The organism is Streptomyces litchfieldiae (assembly GCF_031845365.1).
In the GTDB taxonomy this organism is placed as follows: Bacteria; Actinomycetota; Actinomycetes; order Streptomycetales; family Streptomycetaceae; genus Streptomyces; species Streptomyces litchfieldiae.
Window position 1 is genome coordinate 178991 of sequence record NZ_JAVREL010000001.1, and the last position, 14582, is coordinate 193572.

The window sequence follows — 14582 nt, forward strand, 5'->3', positions numbered from 1 at the left end:
GTCAGCGGCAGTTCGGCCCGGGACCGCCCTTCCGGGACCGCCCGGGCCCTCAGGCGAAGCGGGCGTGGTCGGCCAGGACCTCCTCGATGACCCTCCGGTGGACCGCGGCCTGTTCCGGGTCGGTGTCGATGTCCTTCTCGAGCATGATCAGCGCCTTCCACAGGGCCCACCCGCGCGCCCGTGCCCAGGTGCCGGAGTCCTGGCCCACCGCGCGGCGGAAGACCTCCCGGCTCGCCCCGGAGAACATGGTCCAGGAGATCACCAGGTCACAGGCCGGGTCGCCGGTGCCCGAGGTCCCGAAGTCGATGACGGCGGCCAGCCAGCCGTCCCTGACCAGCAGATTGTTGGCGGCGATGTCCCCGTGGAACCACACCGGCTTCCCGTCCCACGCCGCCTGAAGCGCGGCGTCCCACACGGCGGCGGCGCGCGCGGTGTCGACGCGGCCGTCGAGCGCGGCCAGGGCACGGCGGGTCCAGTCGTCGTAGTGGGCCGGCGACGCGCCGCGGTAGAAGCTGTGCGCGCCCGCGCCGGGCCCGCCGGTGGCGTCGACGCGTTGCAGGGCGAGAACGAACTCGGCCACCGCGGACGCGAAGTCGGCCATGTCGTCGATGCGTTCGGGGGTGGCGACGTCGCCGTCCAGCCAGCCGCGGACCGACCAGTCGAACGGGTAGCCCTCGCCCGGCACTCCCCTGGCGATGATCCGGGGAATGGGGAGCGGCAGCGCCGGGGCCAGCTCCGGCAGCCAGCGGTGCTCCTTGGCGACCGCGGGGGCGTAGCCCTCGGCGGTGGGGAGGCGCACGGTCATCTCCGTGCCGAGCCGGTAGGTGCGGTTGTCCCAGCCGTCGATCTGGACCGGGGTCACCGGCAGGCCGCTCCACCGCGGGAACTGCGCGGCGATCAGCCGCTTCACCAGTCCGGCATCGATGCCCGCGCGGCCGTCCGGGGCAGGGGTGTCCACCATGCCGGGATCATGTTCAACCCGGCCGGCGCCGCGCAACGCGTTTTCCGGGGAAGCTAAGGTCGGCGCACCTCCGTCAGGGCCAGCCGGTCGTCGCCGCCCTCCGTCTCGCGTTCCAGCAGCAGGCCGACCCCCTTTCCGTAAAACTTGTGCTCGACCACATCCGTCTCCAGTTGGTTCGTGTCCTCGGTCTGGAGCACGTCGTCGAAGGAGCCGTAGGGCACCTTGACCTTCTCGTCCAGGGCGAGCACCTCGGCGCGGTCCTCGGCCACGTCCGGGGCGTTCTCCTGGGCGTACTTGTCGCCGACCTGCGGCCGGGCCTTCATCACGATCCCCGGCTCCGCGCCGTCCTGGCCCGCCCGCCACGAGCCCTCGGTGGAGACGACCTCGCCGTTCTTCATCTCCTTGGTGTCCTCACCGAAGTACCAGACGTTCCCGGCGCGGTCCTGGGCGTACCAGTCACGGGTCTCCTCGACCAGGTCGCCGGAGCGGGTGACCGTCTCGTGGACGACCGTCGTCGGAACGCCGAGGATCTTCTTCTTCTCGTCGGTCACCTCGATCTCCACCACCTCGTCCCCCTCCTCGGTGGCCCCCTCGTAGCGGAACCGGGTGCCGGGCTCCAGCGGGAAGAACGGGTTGTCGATCCGGTCGACGAAGTCCTCGGGATCCACCGCCCCGCCCCGGCCGGGCGAGCCGGTGGTCGGGTCGGCCCGGGCGGCCGGGCCGCCCCGCTCCTCGTCCTGCCGTTCGCCGCAGCCCGCCGCGGCCGGCGCGAGCAGGGCCAGCGCGGCGAGCGCGATCAGGCGGCGGATCTTGTTGCGCGTCGGCACCGACACCGTTCCTCCCTGGGGTCGACGGTCACGAACGCCATGATCGGCCGCGGTCCGCCGCGGGACGGGGGACGCCGGGCGGGATGGCCCTGTTCGGGGCGAGAGGCCACCCGGCCGGGGGAAGACGGCGGGCGGGCGGATCGATTCCGGTGCGGCAGGACCGTTTACTCCGCTCTCCCGAGCCGCTATGTTCGGCAGCTATGGGAGCGCTCCCATCACCCCCACATTTGCCCCGAAGGGAACGATCCAACATGCGCACCCCACGAGCCGCGCAATCGCCTCCCGACAGGCGGAGCCGGCGGCGCGTCCGGCTGCTGTTGACCGCCGGTGCCGCGCTCGGCGGCGTGGTCGCCTGGAGCACGCTCGCCTCCGCGCAGGGCGCGAGCACGGCCGACCTGCCCGAGGACACGGTGTTCCACAATTACCCGCTCCAGGCCCATGACTGGGTCGCGGAGAATCCGGGCGATCCCCGCCAGCCACTGATCGCCGAGCGGATCGCCAGCCAGCCGCAGGGAGTGTGGTTCTCCAATTACGACCCCGGCACCGTGACGGCGGAGGCCGCCGCGGTGACCTCGGCCGCCGCGGCGGCCGGCGAGGTGCCGGTACTCGTCTCGTACATGATCCCCAACCGCGACTGCGGCGGCCCCTCCGCGGGCGGGGCGCCCGACTTCCCCAGCTATCTGGAGTGGGTGGCGGACTTCGCGGCCGGGCTCGGGAGCGACCCCGTCGCGGTCATCCTGGAGCCCGACTCGCTGGCGCTGACCACCTGCCTGGACGACGCCGAGCGCGCCGAGCGCTTCTCGTCGCTGGCCCGGGCCGCCGACACGATCCACGCCGCCAACCCGGAGGCGCGGGTCTACTTCGACGCCGGCCACTCGGCCTGGCACGAGCCGGCGGCGATGGCCGCCACGCTGGTCGAGGCCGGGATCCTGGAGAGCGGCGACGGCATCTACAGCAACGTCTCCAACTACCGCGCCACCTCCGAGGAGGTCGCCTTCGCCGAGGGCGTGCTGGCCGCGCTCGGTGACGACAGCCTGCGGGCCGTCATCGACACCAGCCGCAACGGCAACGGGCCGGACGGCAGCGAGTGGTGCGACCCGCCCGGCCGGCTGGTCGGGGAGAACCCCACGGCCGACACCGGCAACGAACTGATCGACGCCTACCTCTGGGTCAAGCCCCCGGGTGAGCTGGACGGCTGCGCCGGGCCCGCCGGCCAGTTCTCCCCGGACCAGGCCCATGAGCTGGCAGGCGGCTGACGCGTAACGCCCCACGCGAGAGGTCAGCACGCCTGTCGGACCGGTGCCGCCCATGCCTTCCCAGGGCGGCACCGGTTTTCTCTGCCCGCGCGCCTCCTCGCCTTGTGTCCCATCGCGTCATGAGTCCCACTGGGACATCAAGGCGTAGGCTGGTGCCGTGACCACCGAAGTCCCGGCGCTGGACCGGCGCCGCCGCAAGGCCCGCCGCACGCGGGAGGCCCTGGCCGCGGCGGCGTTCGACCTCGTTCTCGATCACGGCCTCCGGGCGGTGACCGTGGAGCGGATCGCCGAGCGGGCCGATGTCGCCCGCCGCACGTTCAGCCGCCACTTCAGCAGCAAGGAGAGCGCGGTCCTGGACCTCGTCCGGGCCGACGGCGAGCGCATCAACGCGCTGCTGCGCGCCCGCCCGCCCGGCGAGCCCCCGCTCGCCGCCTACCGCGCGGCGGTGCTGGCCTGGCTCGCCGACGACACGCGGCCGCCCTGGCACCGCCGGCCCCGGACGCCGGAGCTGCTGCGGCTCACTCTGCGTGAGTCGACGCTCTACGCCGCGTTCCACCACATCCGCGTCGAGGCCCAGCGCGAGTCGGCGCGCATCGTGGCCGACCGGCTCGGGCTGAACCCGGACCGGGACCCCCGCCCCTCCGTCCTCGTCAACGCGGCGGCCGGGGCGCTGACCGCGGCGCAGGAGATGTGGATCGCCGACGGCGGCACCGGAGACCTCACCGAGTTGGTCGAGCGAGCCTTCGCCGTGCTCGGCGGCCTCGCCGGCCCGCTGCCGCAGCAGCGCACCGCCGGCTCGACCAGCACCACCAGCAGTGAAGGAGCGCCGGACCCATGACCGTGCCCGACCACAGCACCGAGTTCACCAGGCAAGTCGCCCTGATCACCGGTGGGGCGTCCGGCATCGGCCGGGCGGTCGCCGACCGGCTCGCGGCCGGCGGCGCCGCCGTGGTCATCGCGGACTACAACGAGGACGCCGCCGCGCGGACCGCCGACGAGCTGGCCGCCGACGGCGCGCAGGCCGCGGCCGTTCGCGTGAACGTCACCGACCCGGCCTCGGTCGAGGCGGCGGTGGCGTTCACCACCCGCACGTTCGGCGACCTCCACCTCGCCGTGAACAACGCGGGCATCGGCGGCCAGAGCGCCCCCACCGGCGAGTACGAGCCGGCCGAGTGGCGGCGCGTGATCGCCACCAACCTGGACGGCGTCTTCTACTCGATGCGGTACGAACTGCCCGCCATCCTCGCGGCGGGCGGCGGCGCCATCGTCAACATGGCCTCGATCCTCGGCACCAACGGCTTCCCCGGCTCCGGCGCGTATGTGGCCGCCAAGCACGGCGTGGTGGGCCTGACCAAGGCCGCCGCCCTGGAGTACGCGGCCAGGAATGTCCGGATCAACGCGGTGGGCCCGGGCTTCATCGACACACCGCTGCTGCACGCCTCCGAGGGAATCGACTTCGACCAGCTCGTCGCGCTGCACCCGGCGGGCCGCCTGGGCCGCCCGGCGGAGGTCGCCGAGCTGACGGCCTTCCTGCTGTCGGACCGCGCCTCGTTCGTGCACGGCAGCTACCACCTGGTCGACGGCGCCTACGCCGCTCGCTGAGAGGAGCGAATGCCCATGAAGGCAGTCCAGTACCGGGAGATAGGGGCGGCCCCGGAGGTCGTCACACTGCCGGATCCGGAGCCGGGGCCCGGGCAGGTCCTGCTCAAAGTGGCCGCGGCGGGCGTGTGCCACTCCGACATCGCCGTGATGAGCTGGCCCGCCGAGGGCTTCCCCTACCGGCTGCCGCTGACTCTGGGCCACGAGGGCGCGGGCACGGTCGCAGCCATCGGCTCGGGCGTCACCGGTCTCGCGGAGGGCGACCTCGTCGCCGTCTACGGTCCGCAGGGCTGTGGCAGGTGCGCCAAGTGCGCGCAGGGCAAGGAGAATTACTGCCTGCGCGCGGCCGAGCTCGGCATCTTCCCGCCGGGCCTGGGCGCGCCCGGTTCGATGGCCGAGTACCAACTGATCTCCGACGCCCGCTTCCTGGTCCCGCTGGACGGCCTGGACCCGGTCACCTCCGTGCCGCTGACCGACGCGGGGCTGACGCCGTACCACGCGATCAAGCGCTCGCTGCCCAAGCTGGTGCCCGGCAGCACCGCCGTGGTCATCGGCGCGGGCGGGCTCGGCCACGTCGCCATCCAGTTGCTGCGCGCCCTGACGCCGAGCCGGGTGATCGCCCTGGATGTGGCGGACGAGAAGCTGGCCCTGGCGCGGACGGTCGGCGCGCACGAGACCGTGCTCTCCGACGACCGGGCCGCCGACCGGGTGCGGGAGCTGACCGGCGGGCTGGGCGCCGAGGCGGTGTTCGACTTCGTGGGCGCGCAGCCCACCGTGACCATCGCGGGCGCCCTCGCGGCGGTGGAGGCGGACGTCTCCATCGTCGGCATCGGCGGCGGCGCGCTGCCGGTCGGGATCAACACCACCGCGTTCGACGTGGCGGTGGCCGCGCCCTACTGGGGCAGCCGCGGCGAGCTGGGCGAGGTGCTGGCGCTGGCCCGGGGCGGCGCGGTCGAGGTGCACGTGGAGACGTTCGGCATCGACGAGGCCCCGCTGGCCTACGAGCGGCTGCACGCCGGGAAGATCAGCGGGCGCGCGGTCGTTCTGCCGGGCGGCTGATCCGCCCGGAGCGGCCCTTCGGCGGGGGCCGGGACGCTCCCCCGCCGGACGGGCGGCTCGTCAGTCGGTGAGGTCGACGCCGCGGGCGGAGGTGGCCCCGATCTCGGAGGCGATCTCGGCGAGGACCGGCGCGGGGATCGTGCCGTCCACGGTGAGGGCGATCAGCGCCTCGCCGCCCTCCTCGGCGCGGGCGACCTGCATGCCCGCGATGTTGATCTGGGCCTCGCCGAGGATCCGGCCGAGCGTGCCGACGACGCCGGGCCGGTCGGTGTAGCGGAGGAACGCCATGTGGTCGGCGACCGCGAGGTCCAGCGTGTGCGGGCCGATGCCGACGATCTTCTGCAGGAACTTCGGGCCCGCCAGGGTGCCGGAGACCGACACGACCTCGCCGCTGGTGAGCGTGCCGCGGACCGTGATCACGTTCCGGTGGTCGGGCGACTCGGAGCTGGTGGTGAGCCGGACCTCGACGCCGCGCTCCTGCGCGAACAGCGGGGCGTTGACATAGGAGACGGTCTCCGCGACGACGTCCTCGAAGACGCCCTTGAGCGCGGACAGCTCCAGCACCTTGACGTCGTGCTGGGTGATCTCGCCGCACACCTCGACGTCGAGGCGCTGCGCGACCTCGCCGGCCAGCGCCGTGAAGATCCGGCCCAGCTTCTCGGCCAGCGGCAGCCCGGGCCGCACGTCCTCGGCGATGACGCCGCCCTGGACGTTGACCGCGTCGGGCACCAACTCGCCGGCCAGCGCCAGCCGTACGGACTTGGCGACGGAGATGCCGGCCTTCTCCTGGGCCTCGCCGGTGGAGGCGCCGAGGTGCGGGGTGCCGACCACCGTGTCGAACTCGAAGAGCGGGGAGTCCGTGCAGGGCTCCGACGAGTAGACGTCGAGCCCGGCGCCGGCGACCCGGCCCTCCTTCAACGCGCTGAGCAGCGCGGCCTCGTCCACGATGCCGCCGCGGGCGGCGTTGACGATGCGGACCGAGGGCTTGACCTTGTGCAGCGCCTCGTCACCGATCAGCCCCAGCGTCTCGGGCGTCTTGGGCAGGTGGACGGTGATGAAGTCGGAGACGGCGAGCAGCTCGTCGAGGGTCATCAGCTTGACGCCCATCTGCGCGGCGCGGGCCGGCTGCACATAGGGGTCGTAGGCGACGACGTTCATCCCGAAGGCGGCCATGCGCTGGGCGACCAGCACGCCGATGCGGCCGAGGCCGACGACGCCGAGCGTCTTCTCGGCGAGCTCGACACCGGTGTACTTGCTGCGCTTCCACTCGCCCTTCTTCAGCGCGGCGTTGGCCTGGGGGATGTTCCGCGCGGTGGAGATGATGAGGCCGCAGGCGAGCTCGGCGGCGGTCACGATGTTCGAGGTGGGCGCGTTGACCACCATCACGCCGGCCTTGGTGGCGGCGGGGACGTCGACGTTGTCCAGGCCGACGCCGGCGCGGGCGACGACCTTCAGGCGGCGGGCGGCGGCGATGGCCTCGGCGTCGATCTGGGTGGCGCTGCGGATGAGAACGGCGTCCACGTCCGCGATCGCGGCCAGCAGGTCGGTGCGGTCCGCGCCATCACAGTGCCGGATCTCGAAGTCGGGCCCCAGGGCGTCGACGGTGGCGGGGGAAAGCTCTTCGGCGATGAGTACGACGGGCTTGCTCACTGGGTCTCACTGGTCCTTTGCGGAAGGCCGCGTCCCGACGGCCGACGGCGGGGGGAGAGGTGGGGCAGCCGCGTGGAGACGCACGACGCTGTGAGCCTGTGACGCGCTTTCGCAGTGCAGTGTATCGGCGCGCTGGTGGGTCCGGCAGGCGCCTGCCGGACCCACCGCTCAATCGAGCGAACTCCCTTGGGCGGCAAGGGTCCGTCTTCAAAGGGGGCGTCCGTCCGCCCGCGTCGTCTGGTGCGTGCGATCGCAAGGCGCCGGATCGCCACTCGTACGGATGGGGGCACCTCCCAGCCGCCGGGCTGGGGGACGTACTTGGGCGATTCGGCTGGGGGCACCTCCCAGCGTTAGCTGGGGGAGCAGCGAGTGTGCGTGCCTGGGGGTACCTCCCGCTTGCGGGGGAGCGGCGTGGGCAGGGCGACCTCTTTGAAAACGGGCCCTCGGGGCGGGGAGGGCTCAGGCCTCCTCGTCGACCCAGCTCATGAGCTTGCGCAGGTCCTTGCCGGTGGTCTCCAGCAGGTGCTCGCCGTCCTGCTTCTTGAGCTCGTTGTACTTCGGCAGGCCCGCGTTGTACTCGGCCATCCAGTTCTTGGCGAAGGTGCCGTCCTGGATCTCGCCCAGGATCCGCTTCATCTCGGCCTTGGTGTCGGCGGTGATGACGCGCGGGCCGGAGACGTAGTCGCCCCACTCGGCGGTCTCGGAGATCGACCAGCGCATCTTCTCCAGGCCGCCCTCGTACATGAGGTCCACGATCAGCTTGAGCTCGTGCAGGCACTCGAAGTACGCGATCTCCGGCTGGTAACCGGCCTCGACCAGCGTCTCGAAGCCGGCCTTCACCAGCGCCGAGGTGCCGCCGCACAGCACGGCCTGCTCGCCGAAGAGGTCGGTCTCGGTCTCCTCGGTGAAGGTCGTCTTGATCACGCCGGCCCGGGTGCCGCCGATGGCCTTGGCGTAGGAGAGGGCCAGGGCGAAGGCGCCGCCGGTGGCGTCCTGCTCGACGGCGGCGATGCAGGGCACGCCGCGGCCTTCCTCGTACTGGCGGCGCACCAGGTGGCCCGGGCCCTTGGGGGCGACCATGCAGACGTCCACGCCGGCCGGGGGCTTGATGAAGCCGAACCGGATGTTGAACCCGTGGCCGAAGAAGATCGCGTCGCCCTCCTTCAGGTTCTCGCGGACGGACTCCTCGTACACCTTGCCCTGGATCGGGTCCGGGACCAGGATCATGATCACGTCGGCCTCGGCGGCGGCCTCGGCCGGGCTCGTCACCCGCAGGCCCTGCTCCTCCGCCTTCACCCGGGACTTCGAGCCCTCGTGCAGGCCGACGCGGACATCGACGCCCGAGTCACGCAGGGACAGCGCGTGGGCGTGGCCCTGGCTGCCGTAACCGAGGACCGCGACCTTGCGGCCCTGGATGATGGACAGGTCGGCGTCGTCGTCGTAGAACAGCTCGGCCACTTTGAGTTTTCTCCCTCTGGTGTTTCTCCACGCGGTGGTCCGCGCGTGCGGACCACCGTATGCCGTGGGGACGGGTGGTGTGCGGGGCGGTCTCGCTATGCGGTCCGCTCCAGGGCGCGCAGCGAGCGGTCGGTGATGGAACGGGCGCCGCGGCCGATGGCGATGGCGCCGGACTGCACCAGCTCCTTGATGCCGAACGGCTCCAGCATGCGGAGCATGGCCTCCAGCTTGTCGCTGCTGCCGGTGGCCTCGATGGTGACGGCCTCGGGGGCGACGTCGACCGTCTTGGCGCGGAAGAGCTGGACGATCTCGACGATCTGGGACCGCGTCTCGTTGTCGGCGCGGACTTTCACCAGAACGAGCTCCCGGTGAACGGCCGCGGCCGGGTCGAGCTCCACGATCTTCAGGACGTTGACCAGCTTGTTGAGCTGCTTGGTGACCTGCTCGAGGGGCAGGTCCTCGACGTTCACCACGATGGTGATCCGCGAGACCTCGGGGTGCTCGGTGGTGCCGACCGCGAGCGAGTCGATGTTGAAGCCGCGGCGGGAGAACAGCGAGGTGATCCGGGAGAGGACGCCGGGCTTGTTCTCCACCAGGACGGAGAGGGTGTGCTTGGACATGTCGGTTCGTTACCTCGGCGGTGGGCGGTCAGTCGTCGGCGTCGCTGAAGTCGGGGCGGACCCCGCGGGCGGCCATGACCTCGTCGTTGGAGGTGCCGGCCGCGACCATCGGCCAGACCATGGCGTCCTCGTGGACGATGAAGTCGATGACGACGGGGCGGTCGGTGATGGCGTTGGCCTTCTCGATGACGGCGTCGAGCTGCTCGGGGTCCTCGCAGCGCAGCCCCACGCAGCCCATGGCCTCGGCGAGCTTGACGAAGTCGGGGATGCGGGTGCCGGTGCTGGTGGCGGAGCCGTCGCCCGCGGCGGAGCCGCTGTAGGTGCCAGCGGGGCCGTCGCCGCGCAGCACGGTGTTGGAGTACCGCTGGTTGTAGAAGAGGGTCTGCCACTGGCGGACCATCCCCAGCGCGCCGTTGTTGATGACGGCGACCTTGATCGGGATGTTGTTGAGCGCGGCGGTGGCCAGCTCCTGGTTGGTCATCTGGAAGCAGCCGTCGCCGTCGATGGCCCACACGGTGGTGTCGGGGCGGCCGGCCTTGGCGCCCAGCGCGGCCGGGACAGCGTAGCCCATGGTGCCCAGGCCGCCGGAGTTCAGCCAGGTGCCGGGGCGGTCGAACGTCAGGTAGTGGGCGGCCCACATCTGGTGCTGGCCGACGCCGGCGGTGTAGATGGTGTCGGCCGGGGCGAGCTGCCCGATGCGCTCGATGACCTGCTGCGGGGAGAGGGTGCCGTTCTCCGGCAGGTCGTAGCCCAGCGGGTAGGTGTCGCGCCACCGGTTGAGCTGGTCCCACCAGGCGGCGTAGCGGTCGGCGGCCTCCGGGCCTCGGGCGGCCCTGGCCTCCTCGCCGCCCAGGGCGGCGGCCAGATCGGTCATGACCTCCTTGACGTCGCCGACGATCGGGACGTCCGCGAGGCGGTTCTTGCCGATCTCCGCGGGGTCGATGTCCGCGTGGACGATCTTGGCGTGCGGGGCGAACGAGTCGATCTTGCCGGTGACCCGGTCGTCGAAGCGGGCGCCGAGGGCGACGATCAGGTCCGCCTTCTGGAGCGCGGTGACGGCGGCGACCGAGCCGTGCATGCCGGGCATGCCCAGGTGCTGGGGGTGGGTGTCGGGGAAGGCGCCCAGGGCCATCAGCGTGGTGGTGACGGGGGCGCCGGTCAGCTCGGCGAGCGCCCGCAGCTCGGCCGCGGCGTGGGCCTTGATGACGCCGCCGCCGACGTAGAGCACCGGGCGCCGGGCCTCGGCGATCAGGCGGGCGGCCTCGCGGATCTGCTTGGCGTGCGGGCGGCTGACCGGGCGGTAGCCGGGCAGGTCCGGGGCGGGCGGCCAGACGAACGTGGTCTGGCGCTGGAGCGCGTCCTTGGCGATGTCGACCAGGACGGGGCCGGGGCGGCCGGTGGCGGCGATGTGGAACGCCTCGGCGATGGTGCGCGGGATCTCGGCGGGGTCGGTGACCAGGAAGTTGTGCTTGGTGATCGGCAGCGTGATGCCGCAGATGTCGGCTTCCTGGAACGCGTCGGTGCCGATGGTCTTGCTGGCCACCTGGCCGGTGATGGCGACCAGCGGCACGGAGTCCATGTGCGCGTCGGCGATGGGGGTGACGAGGTTCGTCGCGCCGGGGCCGGAGGTGGCCATGCACACCCCGACCTTGCCGGTGGCCTGCGCGTAGCCGGTCGCGGCGTGGCCGGCGCCCTGCTCGTGGCGGACCAGGATGTGCCGGACCGCGGTGGAGTCCATCATCGGGTCGTAGGCGGGCAGGATCGCGCCACCGGGGATGCCGAACACCGTGTCGGCTCCGACCGCCTCGAGGGAGCGGATGAGGGACTGGGCGCCCGTCATGGTCGCGACAGTGGCGGTGGGCTGCGGCGCGCCGCCTCTGGGTGCTCGGGGCTGTGGCTTGGGTGACCCGGTGGCCTGCTCGGTCATGGTCCGTCTCTTCTCGGCGTGAGGGTGGTGGTGCTGGTGCGGGTGCTGGTCGGTCGGGTGCCTCCCGGGGTGCCTCCGGGGTGCGGAATCCGGGGAGGCCGGGCGGGATCCGGGGGGCGTGCACCGGGCTCGGTGCAACAAAAAACCCCTCGTGCCATAAGGCATGCGAGGGGGAGCGCGCCGCTGGGGGCCCACGGGGTCGTCCCGGGGTCAGCCGACGCGCCGTCCAAGTACGAGAATTCGGGTGCGCATGAAACAGACACTGCTCCCCCGCCCTGCCGTGTGTCAAGCGAGCGCGAATGACGTCTCACTATGTGGGCGCGATGGGTGAGGGGGCGGAATCCGCCGCCGCGGACGGGGAACGGTCGCCCCGGCGGGTGGCCGGCTGGGCCGGGACCGTGGCGGCGGCGGGCGGAACGGGCAGTCTCCCCTCGTCGAGCACCCGGCGCAGCCGGGCGGCCTCCAGCGGCTCGCTGAAGGCCAGTCCCTGGGCGTGGCGGCAGCCCATGGAGCGCAGGGCGGCGGCCTGCTCGGGATGGTCCACACCGTCGGCGAGGGAGTCGATGCCCAGATCCGAGGCCATGCGCAGCAGGCCGGCCGCGATCTTGTGCAACGCGGGCGAGTCGAGCAGGCCGTCGACGAGCTCGCCGTCGAGCCGGACGAGGTGCACGGGCAGCCGGTGGAGCGCGGCGGCGGCCGTGCCGCCACTGCCGAAGCCGCCCAGGGCCAGGCCGACGCCGAGACCGCTGAGGTCGGTCAGGCGGCGGCGCAGCTCGTCGGAGGCGAGGACGGACTCGGCCTCGGGCAGCTCGATCATCAGCGCCTCGGGGGGCAGTCCGTGCCGGTGCAGCAGCGCCTCGACGCCGCCGGCGCCCAGGGCGCGGGCGGCCAGCCGGCCGCCGGGCACACGCACGCTGACCGGCACGGTGTGGCCCTTGCGGTGGCGGCGGGCGGCCTCGGCCACGGTCTGCTCCAGCAGCCAGCCGGTGACCTCGGCGGCCTGCTCCTCCTCGGGGTGCGCCGCCGCCGCGGACTGGCGCCGGCCGCCGCGCAGGAACTCCAGGGGCGTGGCCAGCGGGCCGTGCGGGCAGCGCCAGCGGGCCTGCGCGGAGACGGCGGCGACCCGGCCGTCGGCCAGCTCGACGATGGGCTGGTGCAGCAGCGTGAACTCGCCGGCGCGCAGGGCGCGGCCGAGCCGGTCGGCGAGCTCGGTGCGGCGCACGGCCTCGGCCTGCAACTGCGGCGCGTACAGCTCGACCCGGCCCTTGCCGGACTGCTTGGCGCGGTACATGGCCAGGTCGGCGTTGCGCATGAGGGCGGCCGGGGTGGTGCCGGGCTCGGCGAAGGCGACGCCGATGCTGGCGGCCACCCGGATCGGCCGGCCGTCGATGGCGTAGGGCCGGCTGAGGGCGGCCCGCACGCGCTCGGCGATCTCCCGGATGCGGTACTCGTGCGGCTGCGGCTCGCCGCCGGGCTCGCCGGCGATGAGCGCCGCGAACTCGTCGCCACCGAGCCGGGCGGTGGTGTCCCCCGACCGGACCGCCTCCCGCAGCCGCTGGGCGGCCTGGATCAGCAGCTCGTCCCCGGTCTGATGGCCGGCGGAGTCGTTGACCTCCTTGAAGCCGTCGAGGTCGATGAAGAGAACGGCGGTGCCGGGGTCGGCGCCCTGCCCGCCGCCGAGGGCCAGCCGCACCCGCTCGGTGAACAGGGCGCGGTTGGGCAGGTCGGTCAGCGCGTCGTGGGAGGCGCTGTGCTGCAACTGCTCCTGGAGCCGGACCCGTTCGGTGACGTCGCGGCTGTTGAAGATGAGGCCGCCGTCGTGCCGTTTGACGCTGGACTCGACGTTGAGCCAGTGGCCGGCGCCGTGCCGCACGCGGCACTCGATCCGGGTGGCCGGCTCGCGGGCGGCGGGCACCGACAGGAACCGGCGCAGCTCGTGCTGGACGCGGCCGAAGTCGTCGGGGTGGATGAGCGCGGACAGCTCGCTGCCGGTGAGCCGCTCGGCCTCCTGGCCGTAGACCCCGGTGGCGGCGGGGCTGACGTAGCGCAGCCTGCCGTCCGGGTCGGCGATCATGATGACGTCGCTCGACCCCTGGACCAGGGACCGGAAGTAGTTCTCCTTCTGGGCGAGCTCGCGGGTCAGCGAGACGTTGTCCATGAGGGTGATGCCCTGGCGCACCAGCAGCGCGAGGACGACCCCGCAGGCCGCGAAGACGACGACGCGGTCCACGTCCCGGCCGTTGATCACGGTGAAGAGGATGCTCAACACGCAGACCGCGGCCGCGAGATAGGGCACCAGCGCGGTGAGCGGGCCGGCCAGCGGCACGCCCGGGGGCGCGGTGCCGTCCGCGCCGTCGGCGGCCCGTACGGCGGCGGCCTCCCGGCCCCGGGCGGCCAGCCAGGGCGAGCAGGCCAGCAGCAGCGAGCCGGCGAACCAGCCGGCGTCGAGCAACTGCCCGGAGCTGTACCGCTCGCGCATCATCGGCGAGGTGAACAGCGCGTCGCACAGGACGGTGAGCGCGAGCGCGCCGACCGCGGCGTTGATAGCGGGGCGGTGCGCGGCGCTGCGCCGGAAGTGCAGCACCAGGACCGTGCTGACCAGGGCGATGTCCAGCAGGGGATAGGCCAGGGCGAGCGCGGCGCGGGCCACGGTCTCGCCCTGCCGCTGGGCCGTCTGGGCCAGGGCGACGCTCCACGAGAGCGTCATCATCGAGCCGCCTATCAGCCAGGCGTCCAGGCCCAGGCAGACCCAGCCGGCCCGGGTGACCGGCCGCTTGGCGAGCATGAGCAGGCCGACGATGGCCAGCGGCGCGAACAGCAGGAAGCACAGGTCGGCGGACGAGATGCGCGGCACCGGCTGCCGCAGCACGACCTCGTACCAGCCCCAGATGGCGTTCCCCAGGCCCATCATGATCGAGGAGAGGCCGAACAGCGTCCAGGCGGCGTGGAACTCGCCGGCCCCCCGCCGCGCGTACCAGAGGCAGGAGCCGGCCGCCAGGAAGGCCGCCGCGCTCAGCCCGAAGTCCCCCATGGCCCTGGCCACTTGGGGGGACCCCCAGCCGAGGACGGCCCCCGTCGCGTAGCCCGCGCAGACCGCGGCGAGCGCGAGCTGGGGAACCGCGCCGCTCAGCGGATGTGCCGCGGGGCCGTCCTCGGCCGGCCACTCGCTCCGGGAACGGTGCATGCGCCAGTCACCCCCCTCTCTCGTTCCGGGCTCACCCCGGG

General features: G+C 73.0%; 11 protein-coding genes. 4 read left to right on the plus strand and 7 right to left on the minus strand.

Annotation, left to right across the window (positions count from 1 at the left end; all coding sequences use genetic code 11):
- Positions 1-49 precede the first annotated feature (49 nt).
- Together RM590_RS00850 and RM590_RS00855 are read right to left on the minus strand one after the other, a co-directional pair.
- A complete protein-coding gene (locus RM590_RS00850) occupies positions 50-961 on the minus strand; it encodes an aminoglycoside phosphotransferase family protein (RefSeq protein WP_311702322.1) in 912 nt (303 codons plus the stop codon).
- A gap of 53 nt (positions 962-1014) precedes the next feature.
- Positions 1015-1794, minus strand: coding sequence for a hypothetical protein (locus tag RM590_RS00855; protein ID WP_311702323.1), 780 nt, complete (start codon positions 1792-1794; stop codon positions 1015-1017).
- 245 nt (positions 1795-2039) lie between these two features.
- On the opposite strand from RM590_RS00855, the gene RM590_RS00860 reads away from it, so the two are divergent.
- The 4 genes from RM590_RS00860 to RM590_RS00875 all read left to right on the plus strand — a co-directional run bounded on the left by RM590_RS00860 (position 2040) and on the right by RM590_RS00875 (position 5702).
- Positions 2040-3044: a glycoside hydrolase family 6 protein gene (locus RM590_RS00860; RefSeq protein ID WP_311702325.1), complete on the plus strand. Its 1005-nt coding sequence runs from the start codon at positions 2040-2042 to the stop codon at positions 3042-3044.
- Positions 3045-3201: 157 nt separating this feature from the next.
- Positions 3202-3882: a TetR/AcrR family transcriptional regulator gene (locus tag RM590_RS00865; protein WP_311702326.1), complete on the plus strand. Its 681-nt coding sequence runs from the start codon at positions 3202-3204 to the stop codon at positions 3880-3882.
- Entirely contained in the window at positions 3879-4646 is a 768-nt protein-coding gene (locus tag RM590_RS00870) for an SDR family NAD(P)-dependent oxidoreductase (RefSeq protein ID WP_311702327.1), read from the plus strand. The genes RM590_RS00865 and RM590_RS00870 overlap by 4 nt, the downstream gene beginning before the upstream one ends.
- 15 nt (positions 4647-4661) lie before the next feature.
- Complete coding sequence (locus tag RM590_RS00875; RefSeq protein WP_311702328.1) at positions 4662-5702, plus strand: NAD(P)-dependent alcohol dehydrogenase; 1041 nt, start codon at positions 4662-4664, stop codon at positions 5700-5702.
- 60 nt (positions 5703-5762) lie between these two features.
- On the opposite strand, the gene serA is transcribed toward RM590_RS00875, so the two are convergent.
- The 5 genes from serA to RM590_RS00900 all read right to left on the minus strand — a co-directional run bounded on the left by serA (position 5763) and on the right by RM590_RS00900 (position 14541).
- A complete protein-coding gene (gene serA, locus RM590_RS00880; protein WP_311702329.1) occupies positions 5763-7352 on the minus strand; it encodes a phosphoglycerate dehydrogenase in 1590 nt (529 codons plus the stop codon).
- 459 nt (positions 7353-7811) lie between these two features.
- On the minus strand, positions 7812-8810 hold the full coding sequence (gene ilvC / locus RM590_RS00885; RefSeq protein ID WP_311702331.1) for a ketol-acid reductoisomerase: 999 nt from the start codon (positions 8808-8810) through the stop codon (positions 7812-7814).
- A 95-nt stretch (positions 8811-8905) separates the two neighbouring features.
- Positions 8906-9430, minus strand: a complete 525-nt coding sequence (gene ilvN, locus RM590_RS00890; protein ID WP_311702332.1) for an acetolactate synthase small subunit — start codon at positions 9428-9430, stop codon at positions 8906-8908.
- 28 nt (positions 9431-9458) lie between these two features.
- The gene (locus RM590_RS00895) at positions 9459-11357 is read right to left on the minus strand and encodes an acetolactate synthase large subunit (protein ID WP_311702333.1); all 1899 of its coding nucleotides are present in this window, start codon (positions 11355-11357) and stop codon (positions 9459-9461) included.
- 310 nt (positions 11358-11667) lie between these two features.
- Positions 11668-14541 carry a putative bifunctional diguanylate cyclase/phosphodiesterase gene (locus RM590_RS00900; RefSeq protein ID WP_311702334.1) on the minus strand — a complete coding sequence of 958 codons (2874 nt, stop codon included), beginning with the start codon at positions 14539-14541 and terminating at the stop codon, positions 11668-11670.
- Positions 14542-14582: the final 41 nt, after the last annotated feature.

Coding starts and splice junctions, on each gene's coding strand:
- RM590_RS00850 (WP_311702322.1), bottom strand. CDS start 961: ATGGTGGACACCCCTGCCCCGGACGGCCGCGCGGGCATCGATGCCGGA.
- RM590_RS00860 (WP_311702325.1), top strand. CDS start 2,040: ATGCGCACCCCACGAGCCGCGCAATCGCCTCCCGACAGGCGGAGCCGG.
- RM590_RS00870 (WP_311702327.1), top strand. CDS start 3,879: ATGACCGTGCCCGACCACAGCACCGAGTTCACCAGGCAAGTCGCCCTG.
- RM590_RS00875 (WP_311702328.1), top strand. CDS start 4,662: ATGAAGGCAGTCCAGTACCGGGAGATAGGGGCGGCCCCGGAGGTCGTC.
- ilvN (WP_311702332.1), bottom strand. CDS start 9,430: ATGTCCAAGCACACCCTCTCCGTCCTGGTGGAGAACAAGCCCGGCGTC.
- RM590_RS00895 (WP_311702333.1), bottom strand. CDS start 11,357: ATGACCGAGCAGGCCACCGGGTCACCCAAGCCACAGCCCCGAGCACCC.
- RM590_RS00900 (WP_311702334.1), bottom strand. CDS start 14,541: ATGCACCGTTCCCGGAGCGAGTGGCCGGCCGAGGACGGCCCCGCGGCA.